This is a genomic window from Cereibacter changlensis JA139, assembly GCF_003034985.1.
Classification (GTDB): domain Bacteria; phylum Pseudomonadota; class Alphaproteobacteria; order Rhodobacterales; family Rhodobacteraceae; genus Cereibacter; species Cereibacter changlensis.
Map to the genome: position 1 here is coordinate 1 of NZ_PZKG01000097.1, position 15,221 is coordinate 15,221.

General features: G+C 68.6%; 18 protein-coding genes. 7 read left to right on the forward strand and 11 right to left on the reverse strand.

The features are described 5' to 3' along the window. Positions 1-118: 118 nt before the first annotated feature. The 4 genes from rbbA to C5F48_RS25245 all read left to right on the forward strand — a co-directional run bounded on the left by rbbA (position 119) and on the right by C5F48_RS25245 (position 4,916). Positions 119-2,911: a ribosome-associated ATPase/putative transporter RbbA gene (gene rbbA / locus C5F48_RS16825; RefSeq protein WP_211314663.1), complete on the forward strand. Its 2,793-nt coding sequence runs from the start codon at positions 119-121 to the stop codon at positions 2,909-2,911. Positions 2,912-2,915: 4 nt separating this feature from the next. Then, positions 2,916-4,028, forward strand: a complete 1,113-nt coding sequence (locus tag C5F48_RS16830) for an ABC transporter permease (RefSeq protein ID WP_107665028.1) — start codon at positions 2,916-2,918, stop codon at positions 4,026-4,028. A gap of 126 nt (positions 4,029-4,154) precedes the next feature. Further along, entirely contained in the window at positions 4,155-4,376 is a 222-nt protein-coding gene (locus C5F48_RS25240) for a hypothetical protein (protein WP_107665029.1), read from the forward strand. A 24-nt stretch (positions 4,377-4,400) separates the two neighbouring features. Next, entirely contained in the window at positions 4,401-4,916 is a 516-nt protein-coding gene (locus tag C5F48_RS25245; protein WP_170139708.1) for a hypothetical protein, read from the forward strand. Between the two features lie 19 nt (positions 4,917-4,935). Here the strand turns inward: C5F48_RS25245 and C5F48_RS16845 are convergent, their stop codons facing one another. From C5F48_RS16845 to C5F48_RS16865, 6 genes are read right to left on the reverse strand one after another with little or no spacing between them, the layout of a single operon-like run. Beyond that, on the reverse strand, positions 4,936-5,157 hold the full coding sequence (locus tag C5F48_RS16845) for an NnrT protein (RefSeq protein WP_107665031.1): 222 nt from the start codon (positions 5,155-5,157) through the stop codon (positions 4,936-4,938). Next, entirely contained in the window at positions 5,154-5,327 is a 174-nt protein-coding gene (locus C5F48_RS25250; RefSeq protein WP_170139709.1) for a hypothetical protein, read from the reverse strand. The genes C5F48_RS16845 and C5F48_RS25250 overlap by 4 nt, the downstream gene beginning before the upstream one ends. Positions 5,328-5,329: 2 nt before the next feature. Continuing rightward, positions 5,330-7,246 carry a nitric oxide reductase activation protein NorD gene (locus C5F48_RS16850; protein WP_107665032.1) on the reverse strand — a complete coding sequence of 639 codons (1,917 nt, stop codon included), beginning with the start codon at positions 7,244-7,246 and terminating at the stop codon, positions 5,330-5,332. A gap of 4 nt (positions 7,247-7,250) precedes the next feature. Continuing rightward, positions 7,251-8,048, reverse strand: a complete 798-nt coding sequence (locus tag C5F48_RS16855) for a CbbQ/NirQ/NorQ/GpvN family protein (RefSeq protein ID WP_107665033.1) — start codon at positions 8,046-8,048, stop codon at positions 7,251-7,253. After that, on the reverse strand, positions 8,045-9,391 hold the full coding sequence (locus tag C5F48_RS16860; RefSeq protein ID WP_107665034.1) for a cbb3-type cytochrome c oxidase subunit I: 1,347 nt from the start codon (positions 9,389-9,391) through the stop codon (positions 8,045-8,047). Before C5F48_RS16860 ends, C5F48_RS16855 begins: the two co-directional genes overlap by 4 nt. 13 nt (positions 9,392-9,404) lie before the next feature. Further along, entirely contained in the window at positions 9,405-9,860 is a 456-nt protein-coding gene (locus C5F48_RS16865; protein WP_107665035.1) for a c-type cytochrome, read from the reverse strand. Between the two features lie 144 nt (positions 9,861-10,004). On the opposite strand from C5F48_RS16865, the gene C5F48_RS16870 reads away from it, so the two are divergent. Beyond that, positions 10,005-10,217, forward strand: a complete 213-nt coding sequence (locus tag C5F48_RS16870; protein ID WP_107665040.1) for a DUF1858 domain-containing protein — start codon at positions 10,005-10,007, stop codon at positions 10,215-10,217. Between the two features lie 113 nt (positions 10,218-10,330). On the opposite strand, the gene C5F48_RS16875 is transcribed toward C5F48_RS16870, so the two are convergent. The 5 genes from C5F48_RS16875 to C5F48_RS16890 all read right to left on the reverse strand — a co-directional run bounded on the left by C5F48_RS16875 (position 10,331) and on the right by C5F48_RS16890 (position 13,599). After that, positions 10,331-11,587: an MgtC/SapB family protein gene (locus tag C5F48_RS16875; protein ID WP_107665036.1), complete on the reverse strand. Its 1,257-nt coding sequence runs from the start codon at positions 11,585-11,587 to the stop codon at positions 10,331-10,333. An 83-nt stretch (positions 11,588-11,670) separates the two neighbouring features. Continuing rightward, positions 11,671-12,093, reverse strand: a complete 423-nt coding sequence (locus tag C5F48_RS16880) for a DUF4405 domain-containing protein (RefSeq protein ID WP_107665037.1) — start codon at positions 12,091-12,093, stop codon at positions 11,671-11,673. A gap of 42 nt (positions 12,094-12,135) precedes the next feature. Next, positions 12,136-12,423 (reverse strand): Hsp20/alpha crystallin family protein, encoded by a 288-nt coding sequence (locus C5F48_RS26110; protein ID WP_245941486.1) that lies wholly within the window; start codon positions 12,421-12,423, stop codon positions 12,136-12,138. A gap of 9 nt (positions 12,424-12,432) precedes the next feature. Further along, positions 12,433-12,669, reverse strand: coding sequence for a hypothetical protein (locus tag C5F48_RS26115; RefSeq protein ID WP_245941487.1), 237 nt, complete (start codon positions 12,667-12,669; stop codon positions 12,433-12,435). A gap of 78 nt (positions 12,670-12,747) precedes the next feature. Then, positions 12,748-13,599, reverse strand: a complete 852-nt coding sequence (locus C5F48_RS16890) for a Crp/Fnr family transcriptional regulator (RefSeq protein WP_107665038.1) — start codon at positions 13,597-13,599, stop codon at positions 12,748-12,750. Positions 13,600-13,718: 119 nt separating this feature from the next. Here C5F48_RS16890 and C5F48_RS16895 point away from each other — a divergent pair, with 119 nt between their 5' ends. Then, the gene (locus C5F48_RS16895) at positions 13,719-14,468 is read left to right on the forward strand and encodes a Crp/Fnr family transcriptional regulator (protein WP_107665039.1); all 750 of its coding nucleotides are present in this window, start codon (positions 13,719-13,721) and stop codon (positions 14,466-14,468) included. 187 nt (positions 14,469-14,655) lie between these two features. Continuing rightward, complete coding sequence (locus tag C5F48_RS16900) at positions 14,656-15,111, forward strand: host attachment protein (protein ID WP_170139710.1); 456 nt, start codon at positions 14,656-14,658, stop codon at positions 15,109-15,111. Positions 15,112-15,221: the final 110 nt, after the last annotated feature.

The window sequence follows — 15,221 nt, forward strand, 5'->3', positions numbered from 1 at the left end:
TCGCGCCGGAGCTGCTGCAAAAGTACATACAGGTGGTGAAGACCGGCTTGCCCGGCATGGCCTATGTGCGGCTGGATGAGGCGACGGAATGGCCGGCGTTCCTCGGGAACGTCGTGCAATGACCGGCGCGGCTGCGGACGAACCGACAGGGCGGATCGTCAGGCTGGCGGAGGTATCGCTGTCCTACGGCAAGACCGCCGCGCTTGTCGGGGTGACGCTGGACATTCCGGCAGGGAGGATGATCGGGTTGATCGGCCCTGACGGCGTGGGCAAATCCAGCTTGCTGTCGCTGATCGCGGGGGCCCGGGCCGTGCAGTCCGGCGTGGTCGAGGTTCTCGGCGGCGACATGCGCGACGCGGCGCACCGCAAACAGGTCTGCCCCAGGATCGCCTATATGCCGCAGGGGCTGGGGAAGAACCTTTATCCCACCCTGTCGGTGTTCGAGAACGTCGATTTCTTCGGGCGTCTGTTCGGTCACTCCAAGGCGGAGCGTGAACGGCGCATCGATGAGTTGCTGGCCAGCACCGGGATGCTGGACTTCAGGGACCGTCCGGCGGGCAAGCTGTCAGGGGGCATGAAGCAGAAACTGTCGCTGTGCTGCTCGCTGATCCACGACCCCGACCTGCTGATCCTGGACGAGCCCACCACGGGCGTCGATCCGTTGTCGCGCCGCCAGTTCTGGGAGCTGATCGAGGGCATCCGCCAGAGCCGTCCACAGATGAGCGTCATCGTCGCCACTGCCTATATGGAGGAAGCCGCCCGCTTCGACTGGCTGATCGCAATGAACGCCGGCAAGGTCATGGCGACCGGCACGACCGCCGAACTGCTGGAGCGCACCGGCACCCAGACCCTCGATGCAGCCTTCATCGAACTGCTGCCCGAAGAGGATCGGGGCGATCAGCGCGGCGTCATCATCCCGCCACGCGCGGCGCATGAGGGAGAGGAAATCGCCATCTCCGCCACGGACCTGACCAAGCGCTTTGGCGATTTCACCGCCGTGGACTCCGTCAGTTTCCGCATCCCCAAAGGCGAGATCTTCGGTTTCCTGGGGTCGAACGGCTGCGGCAAGACGACAACGATGAAGATGCTGACCGGGCTGCTGGAGGCGAGCGAAGGCTCGGCGAAGCTGTTCGGCGCGGTGGTCGACGCCAGGGACATGAACGTGCGCCGCCGGGTGGGATACATGTCCCAAGCGTTCTCGCTTTATACCGAACTTACCGTCCGGCAGAACCTGGAACTGCATGCAAAGCTCTTCGGAATAGTGGCCGCGCGGATCCAGCCCCGCATCAGGGAAATGGCCGAGCGGTTCGACCTGACCGCAGTCATGGACGAACTGCCCGAAAACCTGCCTCTGGGCATGCGCCAGCGCCTGTCACTGGCTGTCGCCATGATCCACGGGCCGGAGATCCTGATCCTCGACGAACCGACATCGGGCGTCGATCCGGTGGCGCGGAACTCCTTCTGGCAGATCCTGTCGGATCTGTCGCGCAAGGACGGCGTGACGATCTTCGTCTCCACCCACTTCATGAACGAGGCCGAGCTGTGCGACCGCATCTCGCTGATGCACGCGGGCAAGGTTCTTGTGTCCGACACGGCCAAGCGCATCATCGAGCGGCGCGGCGTGGCGACTCTGGAAGATGCGTTCATCTCCTATCTGGAAGAGGCGGCGGGTCTGGCCCGTCCCCCTGCGGCACAGGCCGATGCCGCCAAAGAAACGCCGGCAGAGGCGGCCACCACGCAAGCAGGTCCCGCTCAGGCCGGGGCCCATCGCGACGCCAACCGGTTCTTCAGCCTGCGGAGGATGCTAAGCTACTCGCGCCGGGAAGCGCTTGAACTGCAGCGCGACCCGATCCGGGCCTCGTTGGCGCTGATCGGGACGCTCGTGTTGATGTTTGTGATCGGCTACGGCATCAATATGGATGTCGAAGACCTGACCTTTGCGGTGCTGGACCGAGACGACACTTCGCTGAGCCGCGGTTACATAGACGAAATCTCCGGGTCACGCTATTTTACGCAGCAGCCGCCACTGACAAGCTATGCCGACATGGACCAGAGAATGGCCAACGGCGAGATCACCCTGGCCATCGAAATTCCTCCCGGTTTCGCCCGCGATGTGCAACGCGGCGAGGCGCCCGAGATCGGCGCCTGGATCGATGGCGCCATGCCCAGCCGGGCCGAAACCGTCAGAAGCTATGTCCAAGGCATGCATGCAAGCTGGCTGTCCGCGCAGGCCCGCACGATCTATGGCGATGCAGCGGTGGCCGGGGATTATACGCTGGCTGTGCGCTTCCGCTACAATCCGGATGTCAAGAGCATCGTGGCCATCGTGCCGGCAGTAATTCCAATCCTGCTGCTGATCATTCCGGCGATGCTGACGGCGCTGTCGGTGGTCCGCGAGAAAGAGCTCGGCTCGATCGTCAATCTCTACGTCACCCCCACCACCCGGCTGGAGTTTCTGCTGGGCAAGCAATTGCCCTATATCGTCTTCGCCATGCTGAACTTCGCAATCCTGACGGCATTTTCGATCTTCGTCTTTCAGGTGCCCTTCAGCGGCAGTCTCGCAGCCTTCACCCTCGGCGCGATCATATACGTGACGGCGACCACCGCGATGGGGCTCTTGATCTCGACCTTCATCTCCAGCCAGATCGCGGCGATCTTCGGCACCGCGCTGCTGACCCTGATCCCCGGTGTGCAATATTCCGGATTGATTGATCCCGTCAGTTCGCTGCAGGGTGCAGGCCGGGTGATCGGCGCCATCTATCCCACGACCTATTTCGTCACCATCTCGCGCGGGACCTTTTCCAAGGCGCTGGAACTCTCCGATCTTCGCGGCGCGTTCTGGCCACTGCTGCTGTCGGTTCCGGTCATCATCGGAATAGGCGCAGCCCTGACGCGCAAGCAGGCGAGGTAACGGCATGAACATCGCCAATGCCTTCAATCTCGGGGTCAAGGAATTGCGCGGATTGCTGCGCGACCCGATCATGGCGGTGCTGATCGTCTATGCATTTTCGCTGTCTATCTACACCGCCTCGACCGCGATGCCGGAAGCCCTGTCCAAGGCCACCATCGCCATTGTGGATGAAGATCAGTCGCCGCTGTCGGGGCGGATCGCAGTGGCGTTCTACCCGCCCTACTTCTTGCCGCCGCACGACATCACCGCGCAACAAATGGATGAGCGGATGGATTCAGGGCTCGATACCTTCGCGCTCGACATCCCTCCGGATTTCCAGCGTGACCTGCTCGCTGGCAGAGGCCCGACGATTCAATTGGACGTCGATGCGACCCGGATGAGCCAGGCCTTCTCCGGCGCGAGTTATATCCAGCAGATCGTCGCGAGCGAGGTCTCGGAGTATCTGGAACGCCACCGTGTGCAAGCCAGCGCCCCGGTCGATCTGGTGCTGCGGGCGCGGTTCAACCCGGAGCTCAACTCCAAATGGTTCGGAGCCATCCACAATGTCATCAGCTCGATCACGATGCTGTCGATCATCCTGACCGGAGCCGCGTTGATCCGCGAGAAGGAGCATGGCACCGTGGAACACCTGCTGGTGATGCCGGTCACCGCGCTGGAAATCATGGTGGCCAAGGTCTGGTCGATGGGGTTCGTGGTCCTGATCGCATCGTCTTTCGCGATCACGGTCATGGTGCAATGGGTGCTGGCGGTGCCGATACAGGGCTCGACCATCCTGTTCCTGCTGTCGACGCTGTTGATGCTGTTCGCCACCACCTCGATGGGGGTGTTTCTGGCCACCATGGCGGGATCCATGCCGCAGTTCGGGTTGCTGCTTATGCTGATCCTGCTGCCGCTTCAGGTTCTGTCGGGTGGCATGACCCCACGCGAGAGCATGCCCGAGATCATCCAGAACATCATGCTCATCGCGCCGGGCACCCATTTCGTGATCCTGTCACAGGCCATTCTGTTCCGAGGCGCGGGGCTTTCGGTGATCTGGCCGCAGCTGCTGGCGCTTCTGGTGATCGGGTCCGGCCTGTTCTTTCTGGCTCTGGGCCGGTTCCGGGCCTTCCTGAAGTGACCCGCAGCAAAAGACCCGCGCGCCGGATCTTGCCTTCCCCCGGCAGAGCCGGCGGCAGATCGAGGCGCTGAGCCTCGAGCGGCAGCTGGGGCGCGCGCAGGCTCACGGCCCGCGATCCTGGCCTTCATGGCCTATCGGGCTCCGGAAACGGAGGGGGCGCTCAAGGCGCTCAGTTTCACCGGGTCGGTGCTGGCGCAACGCGCGGCGCAGGGAGGTCGCGACATGGACCGGCAGCTGCAAGCGCTCGCGGACGCGCCGCGGAACGGGGCGCTGGCGCTGGTCGTCGCAGAGGAGGGCGCGGAACATTCGGTAGAGGCCCCGGTTGCAGGATCAGTCTCCCGTCCCTGACGGGCGCCAACCGGAAATGAACCGATGATCCCTCTCCGTCTTCATGCCGTGCTTGACGGCCTCTCCGCCGCCGGGCTGACGCTGGGGCCGACGCTCCTCGACTGGCCGCGCGCGCTGCGTCGCCCCCTGTTCGCCGCGGGCGCGGGGGTGGCGGCCTACAGCCTCGCCACGCGGTACCAGACCGACAGCCGCGGGGCGCTGAGCTTCGATGAGCATCGCGCGCTGGATGCCGCCCAGGGCCTGGCCTTTCTTGCGGTCGCCGCGACCCTCAGCGCGCCGCGGAACGTGCGCCTGTCCCTGGCGGGCTACGGCGCCTTCTCCCTGGCGGCGGCGGCGCTTACCCGGTCTCCCAGGGCGGGCCGCGGCCCGAGTCAGCGAGGCGCCGTGGAGGTTGCGGATGAAGAACAGGTGGAAGTTCTCCAGCATCACCAGCGTGTTCATCGCCAAGGCCAGCGGGCAGCCCCTGTCGGTGGCATGGCGGAAGATCCCGGAGACCGCCGCCAGAAACAGCCGCGCGACCAGAACCACGCGTCAGGATGACATGGTTCCGCCCGGGCCGTCAGTCCCGAGGCTCCGCTTCCCGCATCAGCCGGTCGATATGCCCCGCGAAAAGCCATGTCGGCGGGATGCCGAGCAGCGCGCCGCCGAACACCGCCCAGCCCGGAGGCAGCACCGGCGCGCCCGCCCATGACAGGATGAGCGAGGCGAAGAACAGGTTCACCGCCGCCGCGCCCGCGCCGAAGGGGTAGAGCAGCAGGGTCAGGCGCGCCTGCCGGGTCATCTGCGGCTGACCAGCCAGTGCACCGCGATCAGGCTGGCGAGCAGCGCCAGCGAGGCGAGGGCGAACCAGAACTCGGCCGCCTCCGTCTGGGCTTGCGGCACGGGGCGGTCGAAGGCGGCGGCTTGCAGCAGGCCGGGGCAGAGCAGCAGCAGGGCGGTGAGAGAACGCATGGTCAGGTCTCCTGGGTGAGGGATCGGTAGATGTCGGGCAGGGCGCGGGGCAGGCGCGCCGGGTCCGGCAGCAGGGTGAAGCCGGAGCGGCCGAAGATGCGGGCGAACCAGTCCTGCCCGTCGGCATCGACCACCACGCCATGCACCGCCTGCGCCCGGCCCTTCGCCTCGCGCACCGCCATGCGGCTGTCCTCGATGCCGTGGACGCCCTCGTAATGGTCGAGGTCGTTCGGCTTGCCGTCGGTCAGAACCAGCAGCAGCTTGCGGGCCGAAGGCTCCCTGGCCAGCATCGCCGAGGCGTGGCGGATCGCGGCCCCGAGCCGGGTGTAATGGCCGGGCTTCAGGCTGCCGATGCGGGCAGTGATCTCGGGTGTCACCCGCCCCTCGAAGCCCTTGCAGCGGGTCAGGAACACCCGGTCGCGCTTCAGCGAGGAAAATCCCCAGATCGCCAGCCGGTCGCCCGCCACGTCGATGCCGCCCGCCAGCGCCGCCAGCGCCTCGCGCATCGTGTCGATCACCGAGCGGTCGCCGACCACCGCCTCGGTCGAGCGCGAGCAATCCATCAGGATCGCCACCGACAGGTCGCGCTCGATGGCGCGCAGGTCGCGGTAGATCCGGTCGCTGCCCTGCCCGGTGGCGCGGATCTGCACCTGGGCGGCGATCAGCGCGTCGAGGTCCAGCTCCGTCCCCTCGATCTGGCGCGGGCGCAGGATGCGGCGCGGGTGCAGCGTCTCGAACTGGCGGCGCACGCGGGCGGTGAGCCGCGGGTCGGCTGTGAAGCTGTCGCCCTCCGGCGAGGCCTCCGCCTCCAGCACGCGGCAGTGGTCGGGCATGTAGGCCCGCGCGCGGTGGTTCCATTCGGGATAGGTGAAGCGGTCGGCGAGCCGTTCGTGATCGGCGTCCTGCGGGGCCAGATCGAGGTGCAGCCTGAGCCGGGTCGCCGCGCGCCTGTCATTCTGCGTCAGGGTGATGTGGTCCTGATCCTCGGCCGCCTTCTGCGCGTCGTCGGGATCGTCGTCATCCGTCGCCCGGTTCAGGTTCATGCTCTCGACCCAACTGAGGATCGCCTCGAACCGGTGCACGATGAAGCTGTCCTTGCGGTTGGCCTGATCCAGATCCCCGCGCTTGCCGAGCTTGCGCGTGGTGGTCGCCAGTCCCGGCGGGGCATGCGGGGCATCTTCCCCGGCGCCGGGCCCGGCGCCTGATTTCGGCGTCTCCAGCCGCAGCCAGATCGGCACGGGCGGGGCGGGGTGGTAGCCGCGCGGGGCGCGAACCGGCTCCGTCGCGCGCCGCCGCCGGAGGAGGTCCAGCGCCGCAGCGGGGAGGGGCGAGGGGTCCCCCAGCGCCCGGCGGACGAGGGCCTCGACCGCCACTTCCACGCCGATCGCGGCGCAATCGACGCGTCTGGCGAGCAGCTGGGCGCAGAGGAGGCCATGCGCCGGGGCAAGGCCGGGGCAGCGGGCCAGCGTCTGCTCGGTCGCCGCCTCCATGGCCTCGATCGAGGCGAGATCCGCAGCGAGCGGGTCGCTGTGGTCCAAGGGCTCCGCCGAGGTCGCCAGCGCCGCCAGCCAGAGATAGGCGGCGCGGTTCAGCTCGGCGCTGGGGAAGGCGTCGATCACCGGCGGCAGGCGCAGCCGGTCGCCGTCGAAGGCTGCCACATGCTCCAGCGTGCGCGTCTCGGCCAGTTGCCGCCCGATGCCGCGCCGGTGACGCGCGGCGGTGGCGGGGCTGGCGGCGATCTCGGCCCCGGCCTTGCCGCCGAGCGCGCGGAAGATCACCGCGACGCTGGGGCGGAGCTCTTCCAGCGAGACAGCCACTCCGGCGGCGGCCTCCGGCGCGGCGAACCTGCTGGCATAGCCGTGCCAGAGGTTGCCGACGGTTTCCTCCGGCTCCATCAGATCGAGAAGGCGCAGGCTCATCGCATCACCCGTAGACGCTGGCGACGAGATCGCGCAGCGCCTGCGCCACGTCGGGCTCGTCGGTCAGCGGCTCGATCACCGCCGCTTCCAGCGCCTTGTCCAGCGCCATGCCGCCCGCGATCAGCGAGGCTGCATAGATCAGCAGGCGGGTGGAGACGCCCTCCTCCAGATCCATGCCCGACAGCGCCCGGATATGCCCGGCGAGCCGCACCAGCGGCTGCACACGCGCCTCGGCCAGCCCGCTTTCGCGCGCCACCACGGCTGCTTCGGTGACCGGGTCGGGGAAGGTGAAGCTGATCGACAGGAAGCGCTGCCGGGTCGAGGGCTTCAGCCGCTTCAGGATGTTCTGGTAGCCGGGGTTGTAGGAGGCGACCAGCATGAAGCCGGGCGGCGCCACCAGCTCCTCGCCGGTGCGGTCGATCATCAGAGTGCGGCGGTTGTCGGTCAAGGGGTGCAGCACCACGGTCACGTCCTTGCGGGCCTCCACCACCTCGTCGAGATAGCAGATCGCCCCTTCCCGCACGGCGCGGGTCAGCGGCCCGTCGACCCATTCGGTCGCCCCGCCGCGCAGCAGGTAGCGACCGATCAGGTCGGCGGCCGACAGATCGTCATGGCAGGCGACCGTGTAGAGCGGACGGCCCAGCTTCGCCGCCATATGCTCGACGAAGCGGGTCTTGCCGCAGCCGGTCGGCCCCTTCAGAAGAAGGGGCAGACCTTTGGCATGGGCGGTCTCGAACAGGGCGCATTCGGTCGAGACGGGCCGGTAGAACGGCGCCAGCGGCTCGCGGAGGAGGGCGTTCATGCGACCTCTCCCGCCATGGCCTTGCCCCGCGCCACGACCTCGCGGCGCACGACGAGCTGGCTGTAGATGAACAGCACCGCGCCAAGCACCACCGCCATGCCCGCGCCGAAGCGCATCATGTAGAACAGGCCCAGCTGGTCCTGCACATCCATGTAGTAGTCGCCGACCACCCGCTGCATATGCACCTGGATCGTGCCGGCGAAGGTCAGCACAAAGGTCATGAAGGCCATCCCGCCGGTCATAAGCCAGAACGACACCATGTTCAGCACCTGGTTGTAGGGCGCGCGGCCGCGCAGCATCGGCATGGCATAGGTGAACATCGCGAGGTTCAGCGCGACATAGGCGCCGTAGAAGGCGAGGTGGCCGTGGGCCGCGGTGATCTGCGTGCCATGGGTGAAGTAGTTCACCCCGTGCAGCGTGTGCAGGAAGCCCCAGACGCCCGCGCCGAAGAAGGCGACGGTGGAGGACCCGAGCGACCACAGCAGCGCCGCCTTGTTCGGGTGGTTGCGGCGGCCTTTCCAGACCATGACGAAGGCGAAGGACATCATCAGGAAGAACGGCGCAACCTCGAAGGTCGAGAAGATCGAGCCGACCCACTGCCAGTATCCGGGCGTGCCGATCCAGAAGAAGTGGTGCCCGGTGCCGAGGATGCCCGAGAACAGCGCCGTGGCGACGATGACGTAGAGCCATTTCTCGATCACCTCGCGGTCAACGCCGGTCAGCTTCAGCATCAGGAAGGCGAGGATCGCCGCCATGACCAGCTCCCAGGTGCCCTCGACCCAGAGATGGACGATGTACCACCAGTACATCTTGTCGAGCCCGAGGTTGTCGGGGTTCACGAAGGCGAAGAGCCACAGCAGGCACAGAAGCCAGAGCCCGGTCAGCAGCACGTTGGTGATCGCGGTCTTGCGGCCCGCCAGCGCGGTCATGGTGATGTTGAACAGGAAGATCAGCGCGGCGACGAGGATGCCCGCCTTGACCCAGAGCGGCTGCTCCAGGAACTCGCGCCCGCCGTGGATGCCGACGAGATAGCTGGCGACGGCGCCCAGAGTGCCGACGATGAGGATGCCCAGCTGCAGCCAGGCCAGCTTCACCGACCAGATCTCGCGCTCGGCCTCTTCCGGCACGAGGAAATAGGCGCCGCCGAAGAAGCCCAGCAGCAGCCAGACGATCAGCGCGTTGGTGTGGATCATGCGGATCACGTTGAACGGCAGGATCTCGGACAGCGTGTTGGGCGAGACGTAGATCCAGCCCGCCAGCAGCCCGCCCAGCACCTGGATGCCGAACAGCGCCATCGCCGCGACGAAGTAGCCGAGGGCCACCTTTTGCGATTCGTATTTCATGGTTCTTCTCCCCTCAGCCCGCGTCGTTCGGCGGCCAGGATTGCGTGTTCATCTGGTCTGCCCAGCGAAGGAATTCGGCGAGGCCGCGCATCTCCTCGGGCGTGATCTCGAAATGCGGCATCTGCCGGCGGCCCTCGATCCCCGAAGGCTGCGCGGCCATCCAGCCGTCCAGCGTCTGATAGGCGGCTTCCGGATCGTCCAGCACACCCCAGCGGGTCATCACATTGCCGACCTCGGGCGCGAAATAGGCGCCCTCGCCATGCAGCGTGTGGCAGTTGATGCAGCTGTTGCGTTCCCAGACATGCTTGCCCAGCACGACCTGCTCTGTCAGCGGGGTCTTCTCGGTCTCGGTGCTGGCCACGATGTAGCGGTGGCTGTCGATCGTCATCAGCACGAAGATGGCGGCGAAGACCAGAGAGCCCCCGTAGAACACGTTTCGGGCCCGTGATTTCGTGAGGATCTCTGACATGAGGTCGGTCCTGTCGATGGTTTCGGGTGGACCGTGTCTAGCCCGCCGCCCCGACGCGAAGGTTGTCGCAGCACAAAGAGCCGGGCGATTGGCCGGGCCATGCTGCAGCGGTCGGGCATGCCGCCTGTCGGCAGGGAGCGCCGGATGACGATGACCCTCGAGGACCCGGATCTGACCTTGAACGAGCTCTTCCGCCGCTGGCCGCCGACCGCGCAGCTGTTCCTCGACCGCCGGATGCACTGCTTCGCCTGCCCGATCTCGCCGTTCCACACGGTGGCCGACGCCTGTCTGGAATACAAAACGGACGAGACGGAGTTCCGCCGCGCCCTGCGCGCCGCCGCAGCGCAGGCAGACTGACGGGCGCAGCCGGTTGACAGGCCTCCGCCTGCCCGGAAGAATGCCACCCTCTGCGCTCCCGGCCTGCGGGTGCGAGGCCCGTCGATCCGTCCAGCCGTTCGCCCGACCGGCCGTCAGCCGGCCCAGTATCGGGCCAGCAGCGCCGCGGCGACGGCCAAGGCGCTGGCGAGGCCGGTGCGCAGGCCGATCGCCCTGCCGCCGACCCAGCCGGCGAGGCAGGCCTTGGAGGCCGTGTTGACCGCGACCGCCAGCAGGATGGCCTGCGCGGCGAGCCCGGTCGCGGCGTCGAGCCGGGCCATCGACAGGGTGATCGCGTCGACATCGGCGAGGCCCGACAGCGCCGCGAGCCCGAGCACCCCGGCGTCGCCCCAGACCGTCCGCGCAAGCTGCGAGCCCATGGTGATCGCGACGACGAAGGCCGACAGCTTCAGCGAGGCGCCGACCTCCAGCGGGTTGCCGATGGTCAGCCGCGCCCGCCGGTCGCCCGGCAGCGCGCCGCCCGCGCCGAAGACCAGGAGCAGCGCCGAAGCTGCCAGCGTCAGCGCGGCGGCGCCGAGGGCCGCGGCGAGCGGGGCCCCGAGCGCCGGGTTCAGCGCCGAGGCGATCGCCAGCACCCGCAGCGCCATCACCGCGCCGCTGATCAGGATGCCGCCGGCCAGCAGGTCCACCGCCTGCGGCTGCTCGCGTCCGAGCCGGGCGAAGGTGAGGGTCGTCGCGGTGGAGGAGGCCAGCCCGCCGGCGATCGCGGTGACGAGCACGCCCATCCGCTCGCCGAAGATCCGAACCGCGATGTAGCCGGTGAAGGAGATCAGCGCCAGCATGATGGCCAGCAGCCAGACCTCGTGCGGATTGACCGCCTGCCAGGGATCGACCGGCCGGTCCGGCAGCAGCGGCAGCAGCAGGAAGGTCATCACCAGCAGGATCAGCCCGGCGCGGATCTCGGGCCAGGTGAGGGCGGCGAGCCAGCGGTGCAGCTGGCTGCGCAGCGCCAGCACCACGGTCATGCTGACCGCCGCTGCGATCGCCGCCCGCGCCTCGCCCACGGTCGCCATGGCGCCGAGCAGGAAGGTCAGCAACCCCGCCACCAGCGTGGTGGCGCTGAGATTGCCCTTCCGCTGCGCCTCGAGCCAGGTGAAGGCCCCCAGCGCGCCGGCATAGCTCAGCAGGGCCGCGGCGAGGATCGACGGGCCGAGCGGCAGGCTCAAAGCGCCGGCCACCCCGCCCATCAGCCCGGAGAGGCCGAAGGTGCGCAGCCCCGCCGCCCGGTCGTTGTCGCCGGCGTCGCGCGCCTTCCAGCCGCGCTCGATCCCGACCATCAGACCGATGGCCAGGGCCACCGCGAGCCGCGAGAAGATGTCGAGATCCGGCATGCGCCCATCCTTTGGCCAGCCGATCCTCTACTGCTTCCCGGCTCCCTCCGCCCTGATCTGCCGCAAGTTCCGGCGGCCGGCGGTCACCAGTATTCGCGCTTCATGAAGCCCGCCAGCAGCCGCAGCCAACTCGCCGGCGGCAGGTCTGTCAGCACCAGCGCGACGATGGCCAGAACCGCCAGCGCGGCGACCAGCAGCTCCGTCCCGTGGCGCAGGCTGTGGGTCGCGGCTCCCCAGACGAGGTTCTTCAGCGTGGCGGCATGCAGCGCCAGATGCCAGAGCACAACCGCCGTGAACAGGACCGAGGCCGTCAGATGCAGCACCTCCCATTGCGTGCGGTCCAGCGTCGCCAGCGTCCAGCCGAGGTCTCTGGCGATCCGCCCTGCAGGAGCGATCACCAGAACGAGCCCCGAGAGCAGCATCAGCGCGAAGGACAGCCCGGCGGCGAAGACCGCAGCCGCGCGGGTCGAGAACCGGCGGCGGATGGGGGGCGCAAGCTCTGCCATGACAGTCTCTCCTCTCTCCCGGGGCCTCTGTCGCCCGCCGGCTCAGGCCGGCTTCACCTCGATCCGGCGTTCCTTCTCCATCGCCTCGGCGGTCTTGGGCAGGGTGATCTTCAGGATGCCCTTGTCATAGCGCGCCTCGACCCGGTCCGCAGCGATGCCGCTTGGCAGGCGGAACAGCCGCTGGAAGGAGCCGCTGCTGCGCTCGCGCAGGTGGTAGGCGCCGGAGGTCTCCTCGCGCTCGGCATGCTCTTCGGCGCGGATGGTCATCATGCTGTCCGAGATCTTGACCTCGATCTGCGCCGGGTCGAGCCCGGGAAGCTCGGCCTGCACCTCGTAGAGCTAAGGACGCTCGATCAGGTCGACGGCGGGCGCCGTCAGGCCGAGGCCGGTCCAGGGCGAGGAGGCCTCGACGCCGGTCCGCCGCTTGCCGAGCGGAAAGCGGAAATCCGGCCAGTCGAAATCGTTCAGCAACCGGTCGAAGCGCTGCCGGGCATAGGCCAGCGGCTCCCACTCGCCGGCAGGGGCGGCGGGCGCAGGAGCGTCGCGCCGGACGTCAACAGTCGTGTCGGTGGTCATCGCATCTCTCCTTGCAGGTCTTGGCCATGCGGGCGGGACGCCCGCCGGGCCGGCGCGGACCGAAGGCCCCGAGGGCTGTCATCGGGCGCCCCGGCCGGGCTGGCTTGCGGATGATCCACCCTTGCCCATGCCGGCTTCATTGATGACGGTCATCGGCGGGCCGAGATGCCGGGCCCAGATGTCGATCGCCGCGCCGCCCCGGGTGAGCGCCCCGAGCGTCGAGCCGACGAAGCTTTCCGCCAGCTTCCGCTGCGCCTCCGACAGGCGGAACCGCGTCGGGCCGAGGATCTCGATCGCGCCGCTGTCCTGCAGCCGGTGCAGGATCCGGCTGATCGACTCGACGGTGATGCAGAGCAGGTCCGCCATGTCCTGGCGCGACAGCCGCACCGAGACGATGCACGAACCGTCGGGCTGCGGCTGGCAGGCATGGATCGGGTCGCCGAGCGCGAGGAAGGTGGTGAGCCGCTCCGCGGCGGTCAGCGTTCCCAGCATCCAGGTCAGGCAGCGCAGCCGTTCGAGCCGCACGGTCCGGGCCAGCGCCTCGGTCCGGCGCAGGCCGGGATCGCGGTTCAGCGCGGCCTGGAATTCCGACAAGCGCAGCTGGCACAGCACGGCCTCGGTGCAGGCCTCGATGCCGAGCCCGGGCCGCCCGTGCATCTCCTCGCCGACGAGATCGCCGGGCAGCAGCAGGTTGATGATCTGCCGCCGGCCGTCCGGGCTGATCCGCTGGACCCGCAGCAGCCCCTCGACGATCAGCCAGACGGTCTGCCGCCCGGCCGCTTCGAGCCCCAGCGCGGCCTCCGGGGCCAGGGTGAGCGTGCGGATGTGGAACGCCGGCTTCCCGGCGGCGGGCTCCAGAGCGTGCGGCGCGCGGGGCGGCGCCTTTCTGTCGATCTGTCGGGCGGGTGCGACGGCGCCGAGATGTTCCACGGTCTCTCTCCCTTTCGTCCCAGACCCTCGACGCTCGCAGGATTCGCGGCGGTTGCATTAACAGAGGTCAATGCGACGTAACTTCTTTCGGTGCAGTCTGGCCGCAATGGGGGGCTGTCATGGACGACGACGCGAAACCGGCCGAGGATCGCGGCAGGGAGCCGGTGGTCTGGCCCGAACAATGCCGATCGCTGATGCGGCTGGCCTCCGACGCGAGTCGCGCGGCGCTGAAGGCCATGGCGGCCGAGCGCGAGATCCCGGCGGGAACCGTGCTGGCCGAGGATGGCCAGTCGCTGACCGAGGTGGGCTATGTGCTGGAGGGCACGCTCGGCATGGTGAAGCTGCTGCCCGACGGGCGCAGGCACATCATCGGCATCCTGATCCCGACCGACCTCTTCGGCCGGGTCTTCGAGCTGCCGCTGAGCTTCCGGGTCGTGGCCCTGACCCGCGCCCGGCTCCTGACCTTCCCGCTCGCGCCGTTCCAGGCGCTGCTAGAGCGCGAGCCCGAGCTGGAGCGGCTGTTCATGGTGCATGTGCTCGACGAGCTGGACGCGGCGCGCGAATGGCTGCTGCTGATGAACGGGCAGAGGGTCATCCAGCGGGTGGCCTCCTACCTGATCCTGCTGGCCCGCCGCGCCCCGGGGGAGGGCGCGGCCGAGATCACCCTGCCGCTCGGCCGCAAGAACCTGGCGCAATTTCTCGGGGCGCGGCCCGAGTCGCTCAGCCGCGCCTTCGCCGAGCTGGCCCGCCGTCAGGTCATCAAGGCGCTGGACGCCCGGGGCGAGCGCTACCGGATCCTCGATCCGCAGCGGCTGCTGGAGATCTCAGGCCAGGACCTCTGGCTCGACCCGCCGCAACGCCCCGGATGACGCGGAAGGACGCGCCGCCGCCGAGGGAGCAGGGGCGTGCCGCGCCCCCTCCGCCCGTCTCTGTCCGCACACCGCCGGGGCGCGGTGCGAGGGCTGCATCAGGGCTCACGACACATCCGGCATGACGGGCATCATTGCGGGCCGGTGTCCGGGCCGCCATCCTGCTCTGCAGCCGGAGCCGAGCCGCATGACCCGCAGAGAGGATGACATCTGGATCCTGATCGCCGACGCCACCCGCGCCCGCATCCTGCGCGGGATCGCGCGGGCGGGCGAGGCGCCGCTCCCCGAGCTGGTGCTGCGGACCGAGGCGCACAAGCTGCGCGACATCATGGCCGACAAGCCGGGCCGGACCTCGGTCGGCCCCGGCCGCCGGGCGGCGCTGGACTACGGCGCCGACCCGCTGAAGGAGGACGAGCGCCAGTTCCTGCGCGAGGTGGCGGCGCTGCTCGACAGCCACCGCCGCGCCGGCGAGTTCCGCCGCCTCGCCATCTTCGCCGAGCCGCGCACCCTCGGCCTGCTCCGGACCATCCTGCCGGCCGCGCTGCGCCGGCTGGTCTGCCGCGAGACCGCGGCGAACCTCCTCAAGGTCCCGCCGCAGGAGCTGCCCCCGCTGCTCCTCCGGCATCTGGATCCCTTGGCATGACACCAGAGCGCCCGTCGCGAAGCGGCCAGCGAGCGCAGGAGGCGTTCCTTTGGGATCAGCTGGGCGGCGGACAAGGACGGCGGTTCAGGCCTGCGCCTTCAGGCCGACGA

What these genes read in the sequence shown, in the direction of transcription:
- C5F48_RS25250 (WP_170139709.1), bottom strand. Translation starts at nt 5,327, where the DNA reads ATGCGTTCTCTCACCGCCCTGCTGCTGCTCTGCCCCGGCCTGCTGCAA.
- C5F48_RS26115 (WP_245941487.1), bottom strand. Translation starts at nt 12,669, where the DNA reads ATGACCACCGACACGACTGTTGACGTCCGGCGCGACGCTCCTGCGCCC.
- C5F48_RS16880 (WP_107665037.1), bottom strand. Translation starts at nt 12,093, where the DNA reads ATGGCAGAGCTTGCGCCCCCCATCCGCCGCCGGTTCTCGACCCGCGCG.
- C5F48_RS16855 (WP_107665033.1), bottom strand. Translation starts at nt 8,048, where the DNA reads ATGAACGCCCTCCTCCGCGAGCCGCTGGCGCCGTTCTACCGGCCCGTC.
- C5F48_RS16895 (WP_107665039.1), top strand. Translation starts at nt 13,719, where the DNA reads ATGGACGACGACGCGAAACCGGCCGAGGATCGCGGCAGGGAGCCGGTG.
- C5F48_RS16900 (WP_170139710.1), top strand. Translation starts at nt 14,656, where the DNA reads ATGACCCGCAGAGAGGATGACATCTGGATCCTGATCGCCGACGCCACC.
- C5F48_RS16830 (WP_107665028.1), top strand. Translation starts at nt 2,916, where the DNA reads ATGAACATCGCCAATGCCTTCAATCTCGGGGTCAAGGAATTGCGCGGA.
- C5F48_RS16865 (WP_107665035.1), bottom strand. Translation starts at nt 9,860, where the DNA reads ATGTCAGAGATCCTCACGAAATCACGGGCCCGAAACGTGTTCTACGGG.
- C5F48_RS25240 (WP_107665029.1), top strand. Translation starts at nt 4,155, where the DNA reads ATGGCCTATCGGGCTCCGGAAACGGAGGGGGCGCTCAAGGCGCTCAGT.
- C5F48_RS25245 (WP_170139708.1), top strand. Translation starts at nt 4,401, where the DNA reads ATGATCCCTCTCCGTCTTCATGCCGTGCTTGACGGCCTCTCCGCCGCC.
- C5F48_RS16850 (WP_107665032.1), bottom strand. Translation starts at nt 7,246, where the DNA reads ATGAGCCTGCGCCTTCTCGATCTGATGGAGCCGGAGGAAACCGTCGGC.
- rbbA (WP_211314663.1), top strand. Translation starts at nt 119, where the DNA reads ATGACCGGCGCGGCTGCGGACGAACCGACAGGGCGGATCGTCAGGCTG.
- C5F48_RS16875 (WP_107665036.1), bottom strand. Translation starts at nt 11,587, where the DNA reads ATGCCGGATCTCGACATCTTCTCGCGGCTCGCGGTGGCCCTGGCCATC.
- C5F48_RS16860 (WP_107665034.1), bottom strand. Translation starts at nt 9,391, where the DNA reads ATGAAATACGAATCGCAAAAGGTGGCCCTCGGCTACTTCGTCGCGGCG.
- C5F48_RS16845 (WP_107665031.1), bottom strand. Translation starts at nt 5,157, where the DNA reads ATGACCCGGCAGGCGCGCCTGACCCTGCTGCTCTACCCCTTCGGCGCG.
- C5F48_RS16870 (WP_107665040.1), top strand. Translation starts at nt 10,005, where the DNA reads ATGACGATGACCCTCGAGGACCCGGATCTGACCTTGAACGAGCTCTTC.